The sequence below is a fragment of the Streptomyces sp. NPDC048612 genome, from assembly GCF_043199295.1.
Taxonomy (GTDB): domain Bacteria; phylum Actinomycetota; class Actinomycetes; order Streptomycetales; family Streptomycetaceae; genus Streptomyces.
Genome location: NZ_JBICVV010000008.1, coordinates 177943 through 193318 on the forward strand (window position 1 = coordinate 177943; position 15376 = coordinate 193318).

Consider the following 15376-nt stretch of genomic DNA (forward strand, 5'->3'; position numbering starts at 1 on the left):
CCCACCCCCGAACCCACCCCCCGCCCCCTCCCCCGAAGGGGGAGAGGGGGAGGGGGCGGGGGAGAGCTCGTGCCGCCTGCGAGGGCCGAGGTTCGGGCGCCGAGGTCCAAGCGCGGGCACCCGCCCTCGCCCGACCCAGCCCTCTCCCTCCCCTGCCCCTGCCCCTGCCCCTGCCCCTGCCCCTGCCCCTGCCCCTGCCCCTGCCCCTGCCCACAAAAGCAGCCCCGCGCCTCCCCCTTCAGCCGCGCCGGGAGCTGAGGGCGCACGCGGCGCCGGTGGCGGCGGCCGCGATCAGGGCGGTGGCGGCGAGCGGCAGCCAGGGCGTGCTGATCGTCCCGTGGACCGAGCCGGTGACCAGGCCCGAGACGGCGGCGTTGGCGGGCGAGGCGCCCCACACCAACAGCAGCAGGGCGGCGAGCAGCCCCGTCGGGATGCTCCAGCCGGTGCTGCGCAGCACCGGCCGGTTGCTCAGCGCGCCGATGGCGGTGCCCATGAGCAGGCACACCAGCGCGGCGAGCAGCCCGGCGCCGGCCGCCGGCAGGACCGGAACTGCCACCTGTTGGTCGGTGGAGCGCGGGTCCGACAGCAGCACGGCCACCGCCGTACCGAGGACCGCCAACAGCACCGCTGCGCCGGCCGCGGTCAGCACACCGGCGAGGTGCACCCGGCCGGGCCCGGCGGCGGCCGCGGCGCAATTACGGGCGGCCGACGGCTCGTTGGTGACACAGACCCGGGTCAGCCACACGGCTGTCGGCAGCAGTCCCCCGGCGGCGTAGCCGAACGCGTCGAGGATCGGGCCGCCGCTCTCGACACCGATGGCCACCCAGGCGGCGAAGAGGATGACCGGCGGCAGCCAGCGGTACGAGCCGATGAGCAGCGCCGTCTGGTAGCGAAGGAGAGCGATCACGGGAGGGGAGCCTCATGGGGTGCGGGGGCGTCGTGCGCTGCGCGGACGCCGTCGGATGCGGAGGTTTCAGGAGAGTCGGCGGCCTCGTCGGTGGCACGGGTGGGGCCGGCGCCAGGGGCAGCATGCGGCTGTGCGGCGGCGGTGACGGTGCGGATGTGCCAGGGCGGACGCGCGGTGAGCAGCGCCCGCAGCAGGGCGTCCGAGTGCGCGGCGGGAACGGTCAGCCGGGTCGTCCCGTCAGGGCCCGGCGCGATCTCCGGCCCCCCGGGCAGCTGCGACTGCGACGCGCCGGCGGGCGGCAGGCTCCCCGGCACGCCCTCGGCCTCGATGAGTACCCGGGGGCCGGTGACGTCCGTGGTACCGGCCGCCGGGCCGTCCTCCTCAGGGGCCGACAGCCGCCCGTCCGTCACCCGGTGGCGGGCGTCGGCGGCGCCCGCCAGCCGCTGCGGGTCATGGTCGACGAACACGACCGTGCCGCCGTCCGCGACCCGTTCGGCGACCGCGCGGTCGAGCACCTCGCGCGCGGCCCGGTCCAGCCCGGTCCAGGCCTCGTCCAGGACCAGGAGTGCGGGCTCGGCCAGCAGCGCCTGGGCGACCGCGACCTTCTGGCTCGTCCCCTTGGACAGCTCGGCCAGCCGGGTCCGCGCATGCCCCGCCGCCCCGAAGCGTTCGAGCCACTCGGTGGCTCGGCGGGCCGCTTCGGGGCCGCGCAGACCGTGGATGCGGCCGAGGTGGGTGAGGTAGCCGACGGCCGTGAAAGGCAGGGCGACGGGGAAACGCTCGGGCACATAGGCGGTGCGGGGGCGGCCGGTGATCCGTCCGGTGCTGGGCCGGTCGATGCCGGCCAGCAGCCGCAGCAGGGTGGACTTCCCGCTGCCGTTGGTGCCTTCGACGCGCAGCAACGCGCGCGGGGGCACGTCGAGGTCCACGTCCCGCAGCACCCAGGGGCCGCGCGCCCCGTACCGCCGCCCCACTCCGTCCAGCCTCATACGCTCCGGCACCTCCGCTCCGTCGTGGCGGGCCCCCGTCGCTCGCCGCTCCCGACGGTAGCCTTATCGGCCGCCGGGTGCCCGTCCGGGGACACGTTCCGCCACGGCCGTACGCGCCCCAACCTCCCGCCACACAGGTGGCGTTGACCCGGGAGCCTGTGCACGGCGGCCGGGGCGGCGGGAGCGGGCCGGGGGCGCTGTCAGTGGCGGCTGGCAGACTGGTCGGGTGACCAGCACCGAGACCGCCGGACAGCCCGGCAACAGCACCGACAGCCCCCTGGAACACCCACAGACCGACCGGGACGCGGCACCGCAGTTCGTGCTGCCGCTCGTGGTACGGATCGAGCGGGAAGCTCCCCCGGCACGCACGGACGCGCTGGAGACGGCTGCACGGGCGGTGCTGGTGCTGCTCTCGGACGAGCGGTCGGCCGGGGACGGCGAGTGGGCCGCGGCGGTGCGGGACTGGCAGGACGCCCGCATCCGGAAGGTGGTGCGCCGGGCGCGCCGCGCGGAGTGGCGGCGGGCCGGGGCACTGCCCGGCATCACGGTCACCGGCCGCGAGGCCGAGGTGCGCGTCTTCCCGCCGGTACCGCTGGACGGCTGGCCGAAGGACCTGGCACGCCTCCAGGTCTCCGGCACGGAGCTGGACGACCCGCAGCCGCCCGCACCGCCCGCCGCGGGCCCGGTGCTGTGGTTCAACCCCGACCTGGAGATGTCCGCCGGCAAGGAGATGGCCCAGGCCGGCCACGCCGCCCAGCTGGCATGGTGGGACCTCTCCACGGACGAGCGGACGGCCTGGCGCACCGCCGGCTTCCCCCTCTCCGTACGCACCGCCGAACCCACCCGGTGGACCGCACTCACCCGCAGCGGCCTGCCCGCCGTACACGACGCCGGCTTCACCGAAATCGCCCCCGGCTCCTGCACGGTCATCGCCGACCACCCCACCCTGCGAAACACGCTGCCGCACACCGGCTGAGGCGGAGCGCGTTCCCGCGTGCGCTGGTCGGCTAGTACCCCGTAGGAGATGCTGCGCAGGTGATGGGGCGAGAGGACGCGGTGCGTGTCGTTGAGGATGAGCTGGATCGCGAGAGTCAGCGGTGGGCGGCTCTGGGCGTGGACCCGATACGCACGAAGGTGATGTGTGTGGAGGAGCATGAGCTGGTCTGGAAGGTCTACTGGCAGTCCGAGGAGTATGTGCGTACGCGGAACCCCGCTGCCATGCTCGTCGACCACGGGCCGTACCTGGTGGACCGCGTCGATGGAGGGCTGCACCAGATCGGGATCGTCTCCGAGAAGGGCGGGGAGTGGGAGGCGGACTACCGCACCCGAATCCGTGGGATGCGTGTCCGTACCGCCGTGGACGATCTGCACGACGAGATTCGTGAACTCGCTGCCGCACGAGGGCGCATGCACTCCGTGCGCGCCCTGCGGCAGAGGCTGCCGGCGCTCTCTCCTGCTCAAGCGCTCGGCTACGTCAAGGCGTTGCAGGTCGGCGGCGAACCCTCGCCCCAGCTCGTGGCCGTTGCGGTCGAGCGGCTGGTCGAACCCCTCAACCCGGTACTTGCGGTGCAGACCGTCCGCCGGGGAGGGCCTCACCGCACTGTCCGGCCGTCGCCCACAGACGGCGTGGACGACGAGGCCCGCGTAGACGACGAAGACCACGTGGATGACGAAGACGAAGACGACGTCGACGGCATGGACGAGGTAGAGGCGCACCTGGCCAGGTGCGATCGTGGCCGGTGTGATCAAGCCACCGTCGGGACGTGCCTGTGCCGGTCTCCGCGGGGTGGGGGCGGGAGCGGCCACGGCGCATCGTGCGGCTCCGCGCAAGCCCCCCGTGAAGCTCAAATCAACCTCTGAACTCGGCCAGGGCAGGGTTCGGAGCGGGCTGGTGCGGCATGAGTACCGACACCACGGAGCGATAGGGGGAGCCATGGAGCGCCTTGGTACGGGAATCGGCTGGCGGCCGGAAATCGCCGCGGAGATCGCGGAGCTGCCCGGGGTGGACTGGGTCGAGGTGGTGGCGGAGAACATCTGCCCGGGCCATCTTCCGCACGCCCTGCAGGAGTTGCGCGAGCGCGGCACGACCGTGATCCCGCACGGCGTCTCGCTCGGCCTGGGCGGTGCCGACCGTCCGGACCCCGGCCGGCTCGGCGCGCTCGCCGAGCGCGTCGAGGCACTCGGCGCACCGCTGGTCACCGAGCACATCGCCTTCGTCAGGGCGGGCGGCCCGCTCACCGCCTCGCCCCGTATGGAGGCCGGTCATCTGCTGCCCGTACCACGCACCCATGACGCCCTGGACGTGCTGTGCGAGAACGTACGGATCGCCCAGGACGCCCTGCCGGTGCCGCTGGCGCTGGAGAACATCGCCGCCCTCATCAACTGGCCGGGGGAGGAGATGACCGAGGGGCAGTTCCTGGCCGACCTCGTCGAGCGGACCGGGGTGCGGCTGCTGATCGATGTCGCCAACCTCCACACGAACCACATCAACCGGGGCGAGGACCCGGCGGCCGCCCTGGACGCGCTGCCGCTGGAGGCCCTGGCCTACGTCCATGTCGCGGGCGGGGTGGAGCGGGAAGGGGTGTGGCACGACAGCCATGCCCACCCGGTGACCCGGCCGGTGCTGGACGTTCTCGCCGAGCTGTGCGCCCGGGTCACCCCACCGGGTGTGCTGCTGGAGCGGGACGACGACTTTCCCGAAGGCGGAAAGCTGGCCGGTGAACTCGACGCGATCCGCACCGTACTGAAGGAGGCCCGCCATGACCGGGCGGCTTGAGGCGGTGCCCCCGGCGCCGGACATCCCGACGACAGAGGGCACCCCGTCGACGGCGGACACCCCGACGACCGCGGATACCCCGCCTGTGGCGGGCACCCCGGAGGCCGCAGACACCGCCCCGGACACCCACACCCGCACCGACACCACCACCGACGCCGCCCGCGAGCGGCTGGCACTCGCGCAGGCCGCGCTGCTGTCCGCGCTGGTCGCCGGGACGCCCGCCCCCGAGGGCTTCGACCGCACCCGGCTGCGGGTGCAGAGCCGGGCGCTGGCCGCCAAGCGGGCCTCGGTGGTCGCCAAGGTCGCGCCCGAGCTGCCCGAGATCCTCGGCGCGGACTACCGGCCCGCCTTCGCCGACCATGCCCGGAACCGGCCCATGAGCGGCGGCTACCGCCAGGACGCGCTGGACTTCGCGGCGCATCTGCTGGTCCAGGGACGGCCCGAAGACCCGGCCGCACGGCGGGAGTTGGCCCGCTGGTGGCGGGAGCGCTCGGGCCCGAAGCCGCCGTCCGCCCACCCCGTGGCGCGCCTGGTCCGGGCCGTACGACACCGGTGGCGCCGGGGGTGACCGCGATGCACCCGCCCGTGTGCGGTGCATCCGGCACACGGCGCTCGCCCCGGCGCCTCCGCCTCCGGCAGCGAGAGCGGTTCCCCCGGCGACGGCGGCCCCGAAACCTGCCCGCATACTGAGATTCCACGTGGCGGTTACGGCCGCTTCTCGCATAAAAACTCCGACATGTGGCTGCTCTTCCTCCTCGTCGCCTGTTCGGCGGCGGTGCTGTCCTGTGCGCTGCTCTGTCGTGCGGCGGTCGCCGCCGCCCGCACCTCCCCCGGGCCGGCGCCCCGTCCGGCGCCCGGCCCCCACCCGAACGGGGGCACGGCGGGCCGCCGCGGTCCCGGGCTGACCCTGTACGAGATGGCGTACCTCTCCGGCGGCCCGCACCGCCTCGCCGACGTGGTGCTGGTGCTGATGGCCCAGCAGCGGCGGGTGCTGCTCGCCGACACGGGATGGGCCACCGTCGTCGACCCGGTCGGGAAGGACGCCGTCGAGCGGGCCGCCCTCACCGCCATGGGCCCCGCGGGGCAGCGCCGCATACCGGCGATACGGGACGCCCTGGTCGGGGACGACGCGGTGCGGGAGCTGGGCGACCGGCTGGTGACCGACGGGCTGGCGGTGCCCGTGGCGGTCCGTCCGGGCGTCGGCGGTGCCGTCCGCCTGGTGTGGGGCGCCGCTCTTCTGGTGCTGCTGTGTACCGCCGCGTCCTACTGGACGGCGCCGCCCGGCGCGGACACCGGACTGCTGCTGGCGTGGTGCTCGCTACCGCTGATCGTCACCCTCGGCACCTGCGCCGTGGCCCGCTTCGAGCTCCACCCGTACAGCGACTGGGCCACCACCGCCGGCGCACGGCAGCTGCCCGGAACCGTCCGCGCCCCTGCCTCCCCCGCCCTGCCCGCCTCCCTGGTCACTCTCGCCCTCCGCGGCCCCGCGGCCCTCACCGATCCCTCCTTGCGCGCCGCGCTCCACTCTTCCGGGGCATAGCCTCCGACACCGGAGCCAGGTGCTTTACAACGACAATCGCCGACCCAACTATCCCTTTTGTATGCACACACGAAGGGACGGCCAGTGAGAGCACTTGCGTTGTACGGCACCATCGGGTCGCTGATGGTGACCGCCCTCGCCACTGCCCCGGCAGGCGGCGCCACGGGGGCCGCCGCCGCGCCACCCGCACCCGTCGCGCACCGCCTGCAGTTCGGGCGCTGCGCGGCGGTGGAACATCTGCCGACCACCGTCGAGTGCGGCAGACTCACCGTCCCTCTCGACTACGCGCGTCCCGACGGCAAGAAGATCCAGCTCACCGTCAGCCGCATCCGCGCCACGGCGCGCGGCGAACGGCAGGGCGCGCTGGTCTTCAACCCCGGCGGCCCCGGTGCCTCCAGCATGGAGTTCCCGCTCTACGGGGGACTCCCCAAGTGGCGCAAGCTGGCCCGCGCCTATGACTTCGTGGGCTATGCGCCGCGCGGGGTGGGCCGCTCGGCGCCGCTGTCGTGCCAGGACCCCAAGCAGTTCGCCAAGGCGCCCACCGACAGCCGCATGCACCCGGACGAGGCCTTCAAGCGCCGGAAGCGGACGGAGGCCAGGGAGTACGCCCGTGGCTGTGTCCGCCGGGCCGGCGGGGCCCTGCCGTTCTACAACTCCGTCAACAACGCCCGCGACCTGGACATGCTGCGGGCCGCGCTGGGCGAGAAGAAGCTGACGTTCATGGGCGCCTCGTACGGGACGTACTTCGGTGCAGTCTATGCGACGCTCTTCCCCGGCCACGTCCGGCGGATGATCTTCGACAGTGTGGTCAATCCCGCGCCCCGGCAGATCTGGTACCGCAACAACCTCGACCAGGACATCGCCTTCGAGCGCCGCTGGGGCGACTGGCTGCGCTGGGTGGCCCGGCACAACGGCCAGTACCACCTCGGCACGACCAAGAAGGCGGTGCAGCAGGCCTACGACAAGGCCGCGGGCAAGCTGCGCCGTACGCCGCTCAACGGGAAGATCGGCCCCGGCCAGCTGCAGTCGGCGTTCCTCAAGACCGGCTACAACGACGCCTTCTGGCCGATGCGCGCCGAGGCGCTCGCGGGGTACCTGCACGGCAACCCCAAGCCGCTGATCGCCCAGGCGATGCCCCGGACGGAAGGGGTCGCGGCGGACGAGAACAGCAATGCCGTCTACACGGCCGTGGAGTGCAATGACGCGCCCTGGCCGCACGACTGGCGGACCTGGAACCGGGACAACACCGCGATCGCCAAGGTCGCCCCGTTCGAGACCTGGGACAACGCCTGGATGAACCTGCCGTGCGCCTACTGGCCCGACCGGCCGGCGTCGGCGGCGGCCGAGCTCGACGCCGCGGTGCACCGCGCGGACCGGCCGGCCTCCGGGCAGGACCTGGCCGATGTCGCCGGCCACGTGGCCAGGACCCAGGTCGACGACGTGCTCCACGGGCGGCGCGGTCCGCTCGATGTCCACACCGAGCCCGGCGCGCTGCCGCCGGTGCTGCTACTGGCGGCCGAGCGGGACGCGGCGACGCCGTACCGGGGGGCGCTGGAACTCCAGCGGCGGCTGCCCGGCTCCTCCCTGGTCACCGAGAACGGCGCGGGCACCCACGGCGTCGCGTTCAACGACAACGCCTGTGTGAACAAGTACGCCGAGGCGTATCTGCTGCACGGGAAGGTGCCGGGGCACCGGGTGTACTGCGCGCCGCGCGCCGAGCCGGTGCCGGGCCAGCAGGCGACCCGGGCCCAGCACGCCCTGCCGGGGAAGTAGCCGAGGACCCGTCGCGCCGCGGGCCGTCCCCGAGGGGGGGCGGCCCGCGGCGCCGTGTCCGGGGACCCCGGCCGGGCCTCGCGGCCGGTTACGCCAGGCCCGCGACCAGCTCGGAGACCGGCTTGCGCCGCCCCGTGTAGAACGGGATCTCCTCGCGGACGTGCATCCGCGCCTCGGAGCCGCGCAGATGACGCATCAGGTCGACGATGCGGTAGAGCTCATCGGCCTCGAACGCCAGCACCCACTCGTAGTCGCCCAGCGAGAACGACGGCACGGTGTTGGCGCGCACGTCCGGGAAGCCGCGGGCCATCTTGCCGTGGTCGGCCAGCATCCGGCGGCGGTCCTCGTCGGGGAGGAGGTACCACTCGTAGGAGCGCACGAAGGGGTAGACGCTCACATAGGCGCGCGGCTGCTCGTCGGCCAGGAAGGCCGGGATGTGCGACTTGTTGAACTCGGCGGGGCGGTGCAGCGCCATGTTCGACCACACCGGCTCCAGCGCACGGCCGAGACGGGTGCGGCGGAAGAGGTTGTACGCCTCCTGGAGGGCGTCCGAACTCTCCGAGTGCCACCAGATCATCAGGTCCGCGTCCGCCCGCAGGCCGGACACGTCGTAGGTGCCGCGGACCACCACGTCCTTGGCGGCGAGCTGCGCGAACAGCTCCTCGACCTCGTCGGCGTAGCCGCTGCGGTCCTCCGGGAGGACGTCGCGCAGCTTGAACACGGACCACAGGGTGTAGCGGATGACCTCGTTGAGGTCCTTGGCCTTCTTGCCGGCGTGCGGCACCTTCTCGGGCGCCGCGGGGGTCTGCGGCGCGGAAGCGGGAGTGGAAGCGTCTGTCATGTCGTCCATTCTCACTCGGCGGCGACGGTGTCCGGCGTCAGGGTGCCGAGGAGCTCGTCCGCGGCGCGGCGCGCCGAGCCGATGCAGGCCGGGATGCCGACGCCGTCGTAGACCGCGCCGCACACCCGCAGCGCACCGGGCATCCGGGCGACCGCCTCCCGGATGCCGGCGACCCGTGCCAGATGGCCGACGGAGTACTGCGGCAGGCCGTCGTCCCAGCGGGTGACCGTGCTCGCGACCGGCCGGGCGGTCAGGCCGACCGCCGCGCCGAGGTCGGCGAGCGAGAGGTCGACCAGCTCGGAGTCCTCGCGCTGGAGGTCGGCGGTCTCCTGGTATCTGCCGACGGAGGTGCGCAGCACGAAGAGGTCGGGGTCGGCGGCGCCGATCCAGCCCCATTTGCTGCTGGCGAAGGTCGAGGCCTTGATGCGGCGGCCGTCGACGGGCGGGACGAGGAAGCCGCTGCCGTCCGGCACCCGGTCCAGGTCGGCGCGGCGGAAGGCCATGGTGACCAGCGCCATCGAGGCGTAGTCGACGGTGTCCAGCGCGGCGGCCGCGTCCGGGCACCCGTCGCGCAGCAGGCCGGCCGCGGCGCCCGCTGGCGCGGCCATGACGACCGCGTCGGCCGTGAGCGTCCGGTCCCCGAGGCGGACCTGCCAGCCCTCCTGCGGGGACCAGTGGAGGGCCTGGGCGGGGGTGCGGAGGTGGATCTCGCCGCCGGCCCGGCGTACGGCCTCGGCGACGGCGGCCGGCAGCGTCCCGATCCCGCCGTCGATGCCCATGAAGACCGGAGGGGTCCGGTCCGGCCCGCCCGGTGGGGCACCGGCGGCGGTGCGCGCCTGGAGGGCCCGTACGCCCTCGATCAGGGAGCGCTGCGACCGGGCGGCCTCGTAGAGCTGCGGGACGGCGGCGCGCATCGAGATGCGGTAGGCGTCGCCCGCGTAGACGCCGCCGAGCAGCGGCTCGACGAGCCGGTCGACGACCTCCCGGCCGAGCCGGGCGGCGACGTACGCGCCGACCGCGACGTCCTCGCCGGCCTCGGTACGCGCCAGCGTCTCGTCCTCGGCGATCCGCGCCATCCCGTCCGGCGAGATCACCCCGGAGGCGGCGAGCAGTCCGAGATCCCCGGGGACGCCCATCACATGCCCCTTGGGCATCGGGCGCAGCGCGCCGCGGGTCCACAGCGACGCGCCGGCCGTGGCGGGCGGCTGGAGCCGGTCGCCGATCCCGACGGCGCGCGCGAGGTCCACCGCCTCCGGGCGCCTGGCCAGCATCGATTCGGCGCCGAGATCGACGGGGACGCCCGCGAGGGCGCCGGCGCGCAGCTTGCCGCCCAGCCGGCCGGAGGCCTCCAGGACGGTCACCCGGGCGCCGCCTTCGAGCAGGCGGTGCGCGGCGGCCAGCCCGGAGATGCCTCCCCCGATGACGACGGCATGACCAGGCCCCGGGCCCGTACGGGTGTGCGCTGCGCTCATGCCTCCACTCTCTCAGAGCCCACTGACACGGCCGTGACCGGATCACGGCTCACGGACGGCGCCCCGCCCGGCCGCTGCCCCCCGAAGGACGGGCGGTGGCGGGCCACTTCGCGCGGGCGGCCGGTCGCGCTGAGGCACCCGGGGCCGCCGGTCCGGCCGGAGCGTCCACCACGGCCGGGCAAGGTGACCGAGAGCCCCGTTGACAGCGGGCAGCGGCGGGCAAAGACTCGTGGTCGGCGGGCGGCGATCTTCGTACCGCCGCACCGACGTCGAGCCGGGACAGCGAGGACAGCGCCTGATGACCGACCCACGCGTACGGGATGTGTACATCGTCGATGCCGTACGGACCCCCGTCGGCAAGTACGGCGGCGCGCTGGCCGGGGTGCGGCCCGACGACCTCGCCGCCCATGTGGTCAGGGCCCTGGTGGACCGCACTCCCGACCTCGACCCGGCGCGGATCGACGATGTCTGCTTCGGCGACGCCAACGGCGCGGGCGAGGACAACCGCAACGTGGCGCGGATGGCGGTGCTGCTCGCCGGGCTGCCGGTGACCGTCCCCGGCGTGACCGTGAACCGTCTGTGCGGGTCCGGTCTGGAGGCGGTCATCCAGGCGTCCCGCGCCATCGCGCACGGCGACGCGCACATCGCGGTGGCGGGCGGCGTGGAGTCGATGAGCCGCGCGCCCTATGTGCTGCGCAAGCCCGAACGGGCCTTCCCCGCGGGCCATCAGGAGATGTTCTCCTCGACGCTGGGCTGGCGGATGGTCAATCCGCGGATGCAGCCGGAGTGGACGGTCGCGCTGGGCGAGGGCGCCGAGCTGATCGCCGACCAGCACGGCATCACCCGCGAACAGCAGGACGTGTTCGCGCTGGCCAGCCACCAGAAGGCGGTGCGTGCCTGGCAGGAGGGCGCCTACGACGCCGAGGTCGTGCCGCTGCCGGACGTGGACCTGCTGCGTGACGAGACGATCCGGGAGGCGTCCTCCCTGGAGTCGCTGTCGAAGCTGAAACCGGTGTTCCGCCCGGCCGGCGGCACGGTCACGGCCGGGAACTCCTCCCCGCTCAACGACGGTGCGGCGGCGCTGCTGCTGGTCGACGAGGAGGGGCTGCGGGCGACCGGGCGGGAGCCGCTGGCCCGTATCCGTGCGAGCGCGGTGACCGGCATCGAGCCGCAGCTGTTCGGCCTGGGCCCGGTGGAGGCGGTACGGCGCGCGCTGGAGCGGTCCGGGCGGGGCTTCGGCGAGGTGGCGGCCTTCGAGCTCAACGAGGCGTTCGCGGCGCAGGCGTTGGGCTGTATCGGGCAGTGGCCGGAACTGGACCCCGCGGTGGTCAATCAGCGCGGCGGCGCCATCGCCATCGGCCATCCGCTGGGTGCGTCCGGCGCCCGTCTCGCGGGCTCGGTGGCGCACCAACTCGCCGCGCTGGGCTCGGGTACCGGGCTCGCCGCGCTGTGCATCGGCGTCGGCCAGGGCCTCGCGCTGGTCCTGGAGCGCTGAGGCCCGGCTCCGCGCGGCGCCGGCCCCGGCCGTCCCGCGCGGACGCCGTGCGGGCCGTAACGTGACGTACCCGGACCGGCGGCCCGTCCAGGGACGGTGGCACCGGGACACCCGCACGAGGCGGCAGCACGGCGAAGGGGCACACGGTATGGCGGCGGAGCGGCTGGTGGTCATCGGGGGCGATGCGGCGGGGATGGCCGCGGCCTCGCAGGCACGCCGGCTGCGGAAGCCCGGCGAGCTGGCGATCACCGCCTTCGAGCGCGGCCACTTCACCTCGTACTCGGCCTGCGGCATCCCGTACTGGGTGGGCGGCGACGTCGACGGCCCGGACGCGCTGATCGCCCGTACGGCCGAGGAGCACCGGGCCCGCGAGATCGATCTGCGGATGCGTACCGAGGTCACCGAACTCGACCTGGACCGCGGCCGGGTGCGCACCCGGGAGCTGGAGAACGGCGGCCGGGAGTCGTGGACCGGCTTCGACAAGCTGGTGATCGCCACCGGTGCCCGGCCGCGCCGCCCCGGCCTGCCGGGGATCGACGCGCCGGGGGTGCACGGGGTGCAGACCCTCGACGACGGCCAGGCCCTGCTGGACACCCTCGACACGTCGTCCGGCCGGCGGGCGGTCGTCGTGGGCGCGGGCTACATCGGGGTGGAGATGGCCGAGGCGCTGATCCGTCGCGGCTACCAGGTCACCGTCCTGGAGCAGAGCGCCCAGCCGATGTCCACCCTGGACCCGGACATGGGGGCGCTGGTCCATGAGGCGATGTGCCAGATGGGCATCGAGACGGTGCGCGGGACGAGCGTCACCGGTGTGCTGACGGATGCGGCGGGGCGGGCCCGTGCGGTCACCACCGAGGACGCGGAGTACCCGGCGGACGTGGTCGTGCTGGGCATGGGGGTCCGGCCCGAGACCTCGCTCGCCGCCGCGGCCGGGCTGCCGCTGGGCGATTCCGGCGGGCTGCTCACCGATCTCGCGATGCGGGTCCGCGGCCAGGACCACCTCTGGGCCGGCGGCGACTGTGTGGAGGTCCTGGACCTGGTCTCCGGGCACACCCGGCACATCGCGCTGGGCACCCACGCCAACAAGCACGGGCAGGTCATCGGCGCCAATGTGGGCGGCGGCTACGCCACCTTCCCCGGTGTCGTCGGCACCGCCGTCAGCAAGGTCTGCGATCTGGAGATCGCCCGGACGGGCCTGCTGGAGCGCCAGGCGCACGCCGCCGGACTGCGCTTCGTCACGGCGACCGTGGAGGCCACCAACCGCGCCGGCTACTACCCCGGCGCCCGCCCGATGCACGTCAAGATGCTCGCCGAGCGCCGTACGGGCCGCCTGCTGGGGGTGCAGATCGTCGGCCGCGAGGGCGCCGGGAAGCGGGTGGACATCGCGGCGGTCGCACTCACGGCCGGGATGACGGTGGAGCAGATGACCGCCCTCGACCTCGGCTACGCCCCGCCGTTCTCCCCGGTCTGGGACCCCGTCCTGGTGGCGGCCCGCAAGACGGTGAGCGCCGTACGGGCCGCGGGCACCTGACGCCGCGGCCCGGCGCCGGCCCCCGGCACGGCCGTCCCGGGGGCGCCGTCGCTCAGCGCGCCGTCTGCGTGTGCACGTACTCGACCAGGCGGGTCAGCGCGTCCGGGTCGGTGGTGGGCAGGACGCCGTGGCCGAGGTTGAAGATGTGGCCCTCCAGGCCGGCGGCCGCGTCGAGGACCTCACGGGCCTTGGTCTCGACGGCCTCGCGGGGGGCGAAGAGCACGGCCGGGTCGATGTTGCCCTGGAGCGCCTTGCCGGGGCCGACGCGGCGGGCCGCCTCGTCCAGCGGCACCCGCCAGTCGACGCCGACGACGTCCGCGCCCGCCTCGCCCATCAGGCCGAGGAGTTCACCGGTGCCGACGCCGAAGTGGATGCGCGGGACGCCCCGGCCCTCGACGGCGCGGAAGACCTTGGCGGAGGCCGGCATCACGGAGCGGCGGTAGTCGGCGGGCGAGAGCGCGCCGACCCAGGAGTCGAAGAGCTGCACCGCGCTCGCCCCGGCCGCGATCTGGACCTCCAGGAAGGTCGCGGTGATGTCGGCGAGCCGGTCCAGGAGGTCGGCCCACAGCTGCGGGTCGCCGTACATGAGGGCCTTGGTGCGCTCGTGGTTGCGCGACGGGCCGCCCTCGACGAGGTAGCTGGCGAGCGTGAAGGGGGCGCCGGCGAAGCCGATCAGCGGGGTGCCGCCCAGCTCGCGGACGAGCATGCCGATGGCCTCGGTGACGTACGGGACGTCGCCGGGCTCCAGGCGGCGCAGCTGCTCCAGGTCGGCGCGGGTGCGGATCGGGTTCTCGACGACCGGGCCGACGCCGGGCTTGATGTCGAGGTCGATGCCGATGGCCTTGAGGGGGACGACGATGTCGCTGAAGTAGATGGCGGCGTCGACGTTGTGGCGGCGCACCGGCTGGAGCGTGATCTCGGTGACCAGATCGGGCCGCATGCACGAGTCGAGCATCGCGATGCCCTCGCGGACCTTGCGGTATTCGGGGAGCGAGCGTCCGGCCTGCCGCATGAACCACACCGGGGTGTGCGGCACCGGCTCACGGCGGCACGCCTTGAGGAAGGCCGAGTCTTGGGTACCGGTCTGCTGCTGGCCCGCGGGGCTGGGATTGGCGCTCACGCCCCAAATCTTCGCACGCCGGGCCACCCGCCGATCGGGGCAGGTGGCCGTTATCTCCGCATGCGCCCGGGGGCACCTCCGAATGGGCGACGCGCGCACCGGGTGTCCTCCCCGTATGCGGGCCCGGTTCCGCCTAATCTTCCGGGCATGGCTGCGGCTCACGAACACCTCGCGGACAGCGCGGACGAGGCCCCGATCCCCTTCCGTCAGGCGGTCGAGGCGCTCCGCGCGGCACGACTGCGGCCGGAGATCGAGATCGATCCGACGCCCGCCCCGAAACGGCTCGCCCCGTTCGCGTACGCGCTGGAGGCCGCGGTCGTCGAGCGCGGCGCGGGTCCGGACGGCGAGGACCGGGATCTGGCGGACGGGCGGCTGGTGGTGCTGCACAACCCGGCCGGCGACGAGGCCTGGCACGGCACGTTCCGGGTGGTGACGCTGGCACGGGCGGAGCTGGAGCCGGAGATGGGCGCCGATCCGCTGCTGCCGGAGGTGTCCTGGTCGTGGCTCACGGGGGCGCTGGACGCGCGCGGGGTGCACTACGGCGCGCCGAGCGGCACGGTCACCCGTGCCGGCTCGCACTACTTCGGCGGGCTCGCGGCGCGTGAACCCACGACCCAGATCGAGATCCGGGCGTCCTGGACGCCGGCCGAGGGCCCCGGCGGGGTGCCGGATCTGGCGGCGCATCTGGCGTCGTGGTGCGATCTGCTGTGCCAGGTAGCGGGACTGCCGCCGGCCCCGCTGGACACGACGACCCGCGGCGGGATCGTCCCGCTGCCCCAGCGCCGCAGCGCGCACCCGCGCTGACCTCGGCGTTTCCCCGCGGCCCTGCCGCGCTGCCGCTGCCCACGCCTCGCCGTTCCCGGCGCCCGTTCCCCTGTCCGGCCGCGCCACGCCCGACGCTGCCGTCTCACCCCGGTGAGGTCCGGTGACGC

At 74.4% G+C, this 15376-nt stretch carries 12 protein-coding genes and 1 pseudogene; 8 read left to right on the top strand and 5 right to left on the bottom strand.

The window, feature by feature from the left end; all coding sequences use genetic code 11:
* Positions 1–238: 238 nt before the first annotated feature.
* Together ACGFN2_RS15210 and ACGFN2_RS15215 are read right to left on the bottom strand one after the other, a co-directional pair.
* Positions 239–907: an ABC transporter gene (locus tag ACGFN2_RS15210; protein WP_393360440.1), complete on the bottom strand. Its 669-nt coding sequence runs from the start codon at positions 905–907 to the stop codon at positions 239–241.
* On the bottom strand, positions 904–1896 hold the full coding sequence (locus ACGFN2_RS15215) for an ATP-binding cassette domain-containing protein (protein ID WP_393360442.1): 993 nt from the start codon (positions 1894–1896) through the stop codon (positions 904–906). The genes ACGFN2_RS15210 and ACGFN2_RS15215 overlap by 4 nt, the downstream gene beginning before the upstream one ends.
* A 226-nt stretch (positions 1897–2122) precedes the next feature.
* Between ACGFN2_RS15215 and ACGFN2_RS15220 the strand changes: the two genes are divergently transcribed.
* The 5 genes and pseudogenes from ACGFN2_RS15220 to ACGFN2_RS15240 all read left to right on the top strand — a co-directional run bounded on the left by ACGFN2_RS15220 (position 2123) and on the right by ACGFN2_RS15240 (position 7985).
* The gene (locus ACGFN2_RS15220; protein ID WP_393360444.1) at positions 2123–2872 is read left to right on the top strand and encodes an aminoacyl-tRNA hydrolase; all 750 of its coding nucleotides are present in this window, start codon (positions 2123–2125) and stop codon (positions 2870–2872) included.
* Positions 2873–2934: 62 nt separating this feature from the next.
* Positions 2935–3756, top strand: a complete 822-nt coding sequence (locus ACGFN2_RS15225; RefSeq protein ID WP_393360446.1) for a YrhB domain-containing protein — start codon at positions 2935–2937, stop codon at positions 3754–3756.
* Between the two features lie 73 nt (positions 3757–3829).
* Positions 3830–5240 (top strand): annotated as a pseudogene (locus ACGFN2_RS15230) (DUF692 domain-containing protein).
* A gap of 168 nt (positions 5241–5408) precedes the next feature.
* Positions 5409–6212 carry a TIGR04222 domain-containing membrane protein gene (locus ACGFN2_RS15235; RefSeq protein ID WP_393360448.1) on the top strand — a complete coding sequence of 268 codons (804 nt, stop codon included), beginning with the start codon at positions 5409–5411 and terminating at the stop codon, positions 6210–6212.
* Between the two features lie 123 nt (positions 6213–6335).
* Positions 6336–7985 (top strand): alpha/beta hydrolase, encoded by a 1650-nt coding sequence (locus tag ACGFN2_RS15240; protein WP_362613833.1) that lies wholly within the window; start codon positions 6336–6338, stop codon positions 7983–7985.
* An 88-nt stretch (positions 7986–8073) separates the two neighbouring features.
* Here ACGFN2_RS15240 and hemQ read toward each other — a convergent pair whose 3' ends face one another.
* Together hemQ and hemG are read right to left on the bottom strand one after the other, a co-directional pair.
* Positions 8074–8835 carry a hydrogen peroxide-dependent heme synthase gene (hemQ, locus tag ACGFN2_RS15245; RefSeq protein ID WP_393360450.1) on the bottom strand — a complete coding sequence of 254 codons (762 nt, stop codon included), beginning with the start codon at positions 8833–8835 and terminating at the stop codon, positions 8074–8076.
* Between the two features lie 2 nt (positions 8836–8837).
* Entirely contained in the window at positions 8838–10298 is a 1461-nt protein-coding gene (gene hemG / locus ACGFN2_RS15250) for a protoporphyrinogen oxidase (protein WP_362613818.1), read from the bottom strand.
* Between the two features lie 298 nt (positions 10299–10596).
* On the opposite strand from hemG, the gene ACGFN2_RS15255 reads away from it, so the two are divergent.
* Complete coding sequence (locus tag ACGFN2_RS15255) at positions 10597–11793, top strand: thiolase family protein (protein WP_393360452.1); 1197 nt, start codon at positions 10597–10599, stop codon at positions 11791–11793.
* A gap of 148 nt (positions 11794–11941) precedes the next feature.
* Positions 11942–13324, top strand: a complete 1383-nt coding sequence (locus ACGFN2_RS15260) for an FAD-dependent oxidoreductase (RefSeq protein ID WP_393360454.1) — start codon at positions 11942–11944, stop codon at positions 13322–13324.
* A 52-nt stretch (positions 13325–13376) separates the two neighbouring features.
* Here ACGFN2_RS15260 and hemE read toward each other — a convergent pair whose 3' ends face one another.
* Complete coding sequence (hemE, locus tag ACGFN2_RS15265; protein WP_393360456.1) at positions 13377–14444, bottom strand: uroporphyrinogen decarboxylase; 1068 nt, start codon at positions 14442–14444, stop codon at positions 13377–13379.
* Between the two features lie 147 nt (positions 14445–14591).
* Here hemE and ACGFN2_RS15270 point away from each other — a divergent pair, with 147 nt between their 5' ends.
* Entirely contained in the window at positions 14592–15248 is a 657-nt protein-coding gene (locus ACGFN2_RS15270; RefSeq protein WP_362613827.1) for a DUF3000 domain-containing protein, read from the top strand.
* Positions 15249–15376: the final 128 nt, after the last annotated feature.

Bases quoted from the DNA above. Each gene is read 5' to 3' on its own strand.
- ACGFN2_RS15215 (WP_393360442.1), bottom strand. From the start codon at position 1,896: ATGAGGCTGGACGGAGTGGGGCGGCGGTACGGGGCGCGCGGCCCCTGG.
- ACGFN2_RS15270 (WP_362613827.1), top strand. From the start codon at position 14,592: ATGGCTGCGGCTCACGAACACCTCGCGGACAGCGCGGACGAGGCCCCG.
- hemQ (WP_393360450.1), bottom strand. From the start codon at position 8,835: ATGGACGACATGACAGACGCTTCCACTCCCGCTTCCGCGCCGCAGACC.
- hemG (WP_362613818.1), bottom strand. From the start codon at position 10,298: ATGAGCGCAGCGCACACCCGTACGGGCCCGGGGCCTGGTCATGCCGTC.
- ACGFN2_RS15255 (WP_393360452.1), top strand. From the start codon at position 10,597: ATGACCGACCCACGCGTACGGGATGTGTACATCGTCGATGCCGTACGG.
- ACGFN2_RS15240 (WP_362613833.1), top strand. From the start codon at position 6,336: ATGGTGACCGCCCTCGCCACTGCCCCGGCAGGCGGCGCCACGGGGGCC.
- ACGFN2_RS15235 (WP_393360448.1), top strand. From the start codon at position 5,409: ATGTGGCTGCTCTTCCTCCTCGTCGCCTGTTCGGCGGCGGTGCTGTCC.
- ACGFN2_RS15260 (WP_393360454.1), top strand. From the start codon at position 11,942: ATGGCGGCGGAGCGGCTGGTGGTCATCGGGGGCGATGCGGCGGGGATG.
- ACGFN2_RS15225 (WP_393360446.1), top strand. From the start codon at position 2,935: ATGGGGCGAGAGGACGCGGTGCGTGTCGTTGAGGATGAGCTGGATCGC.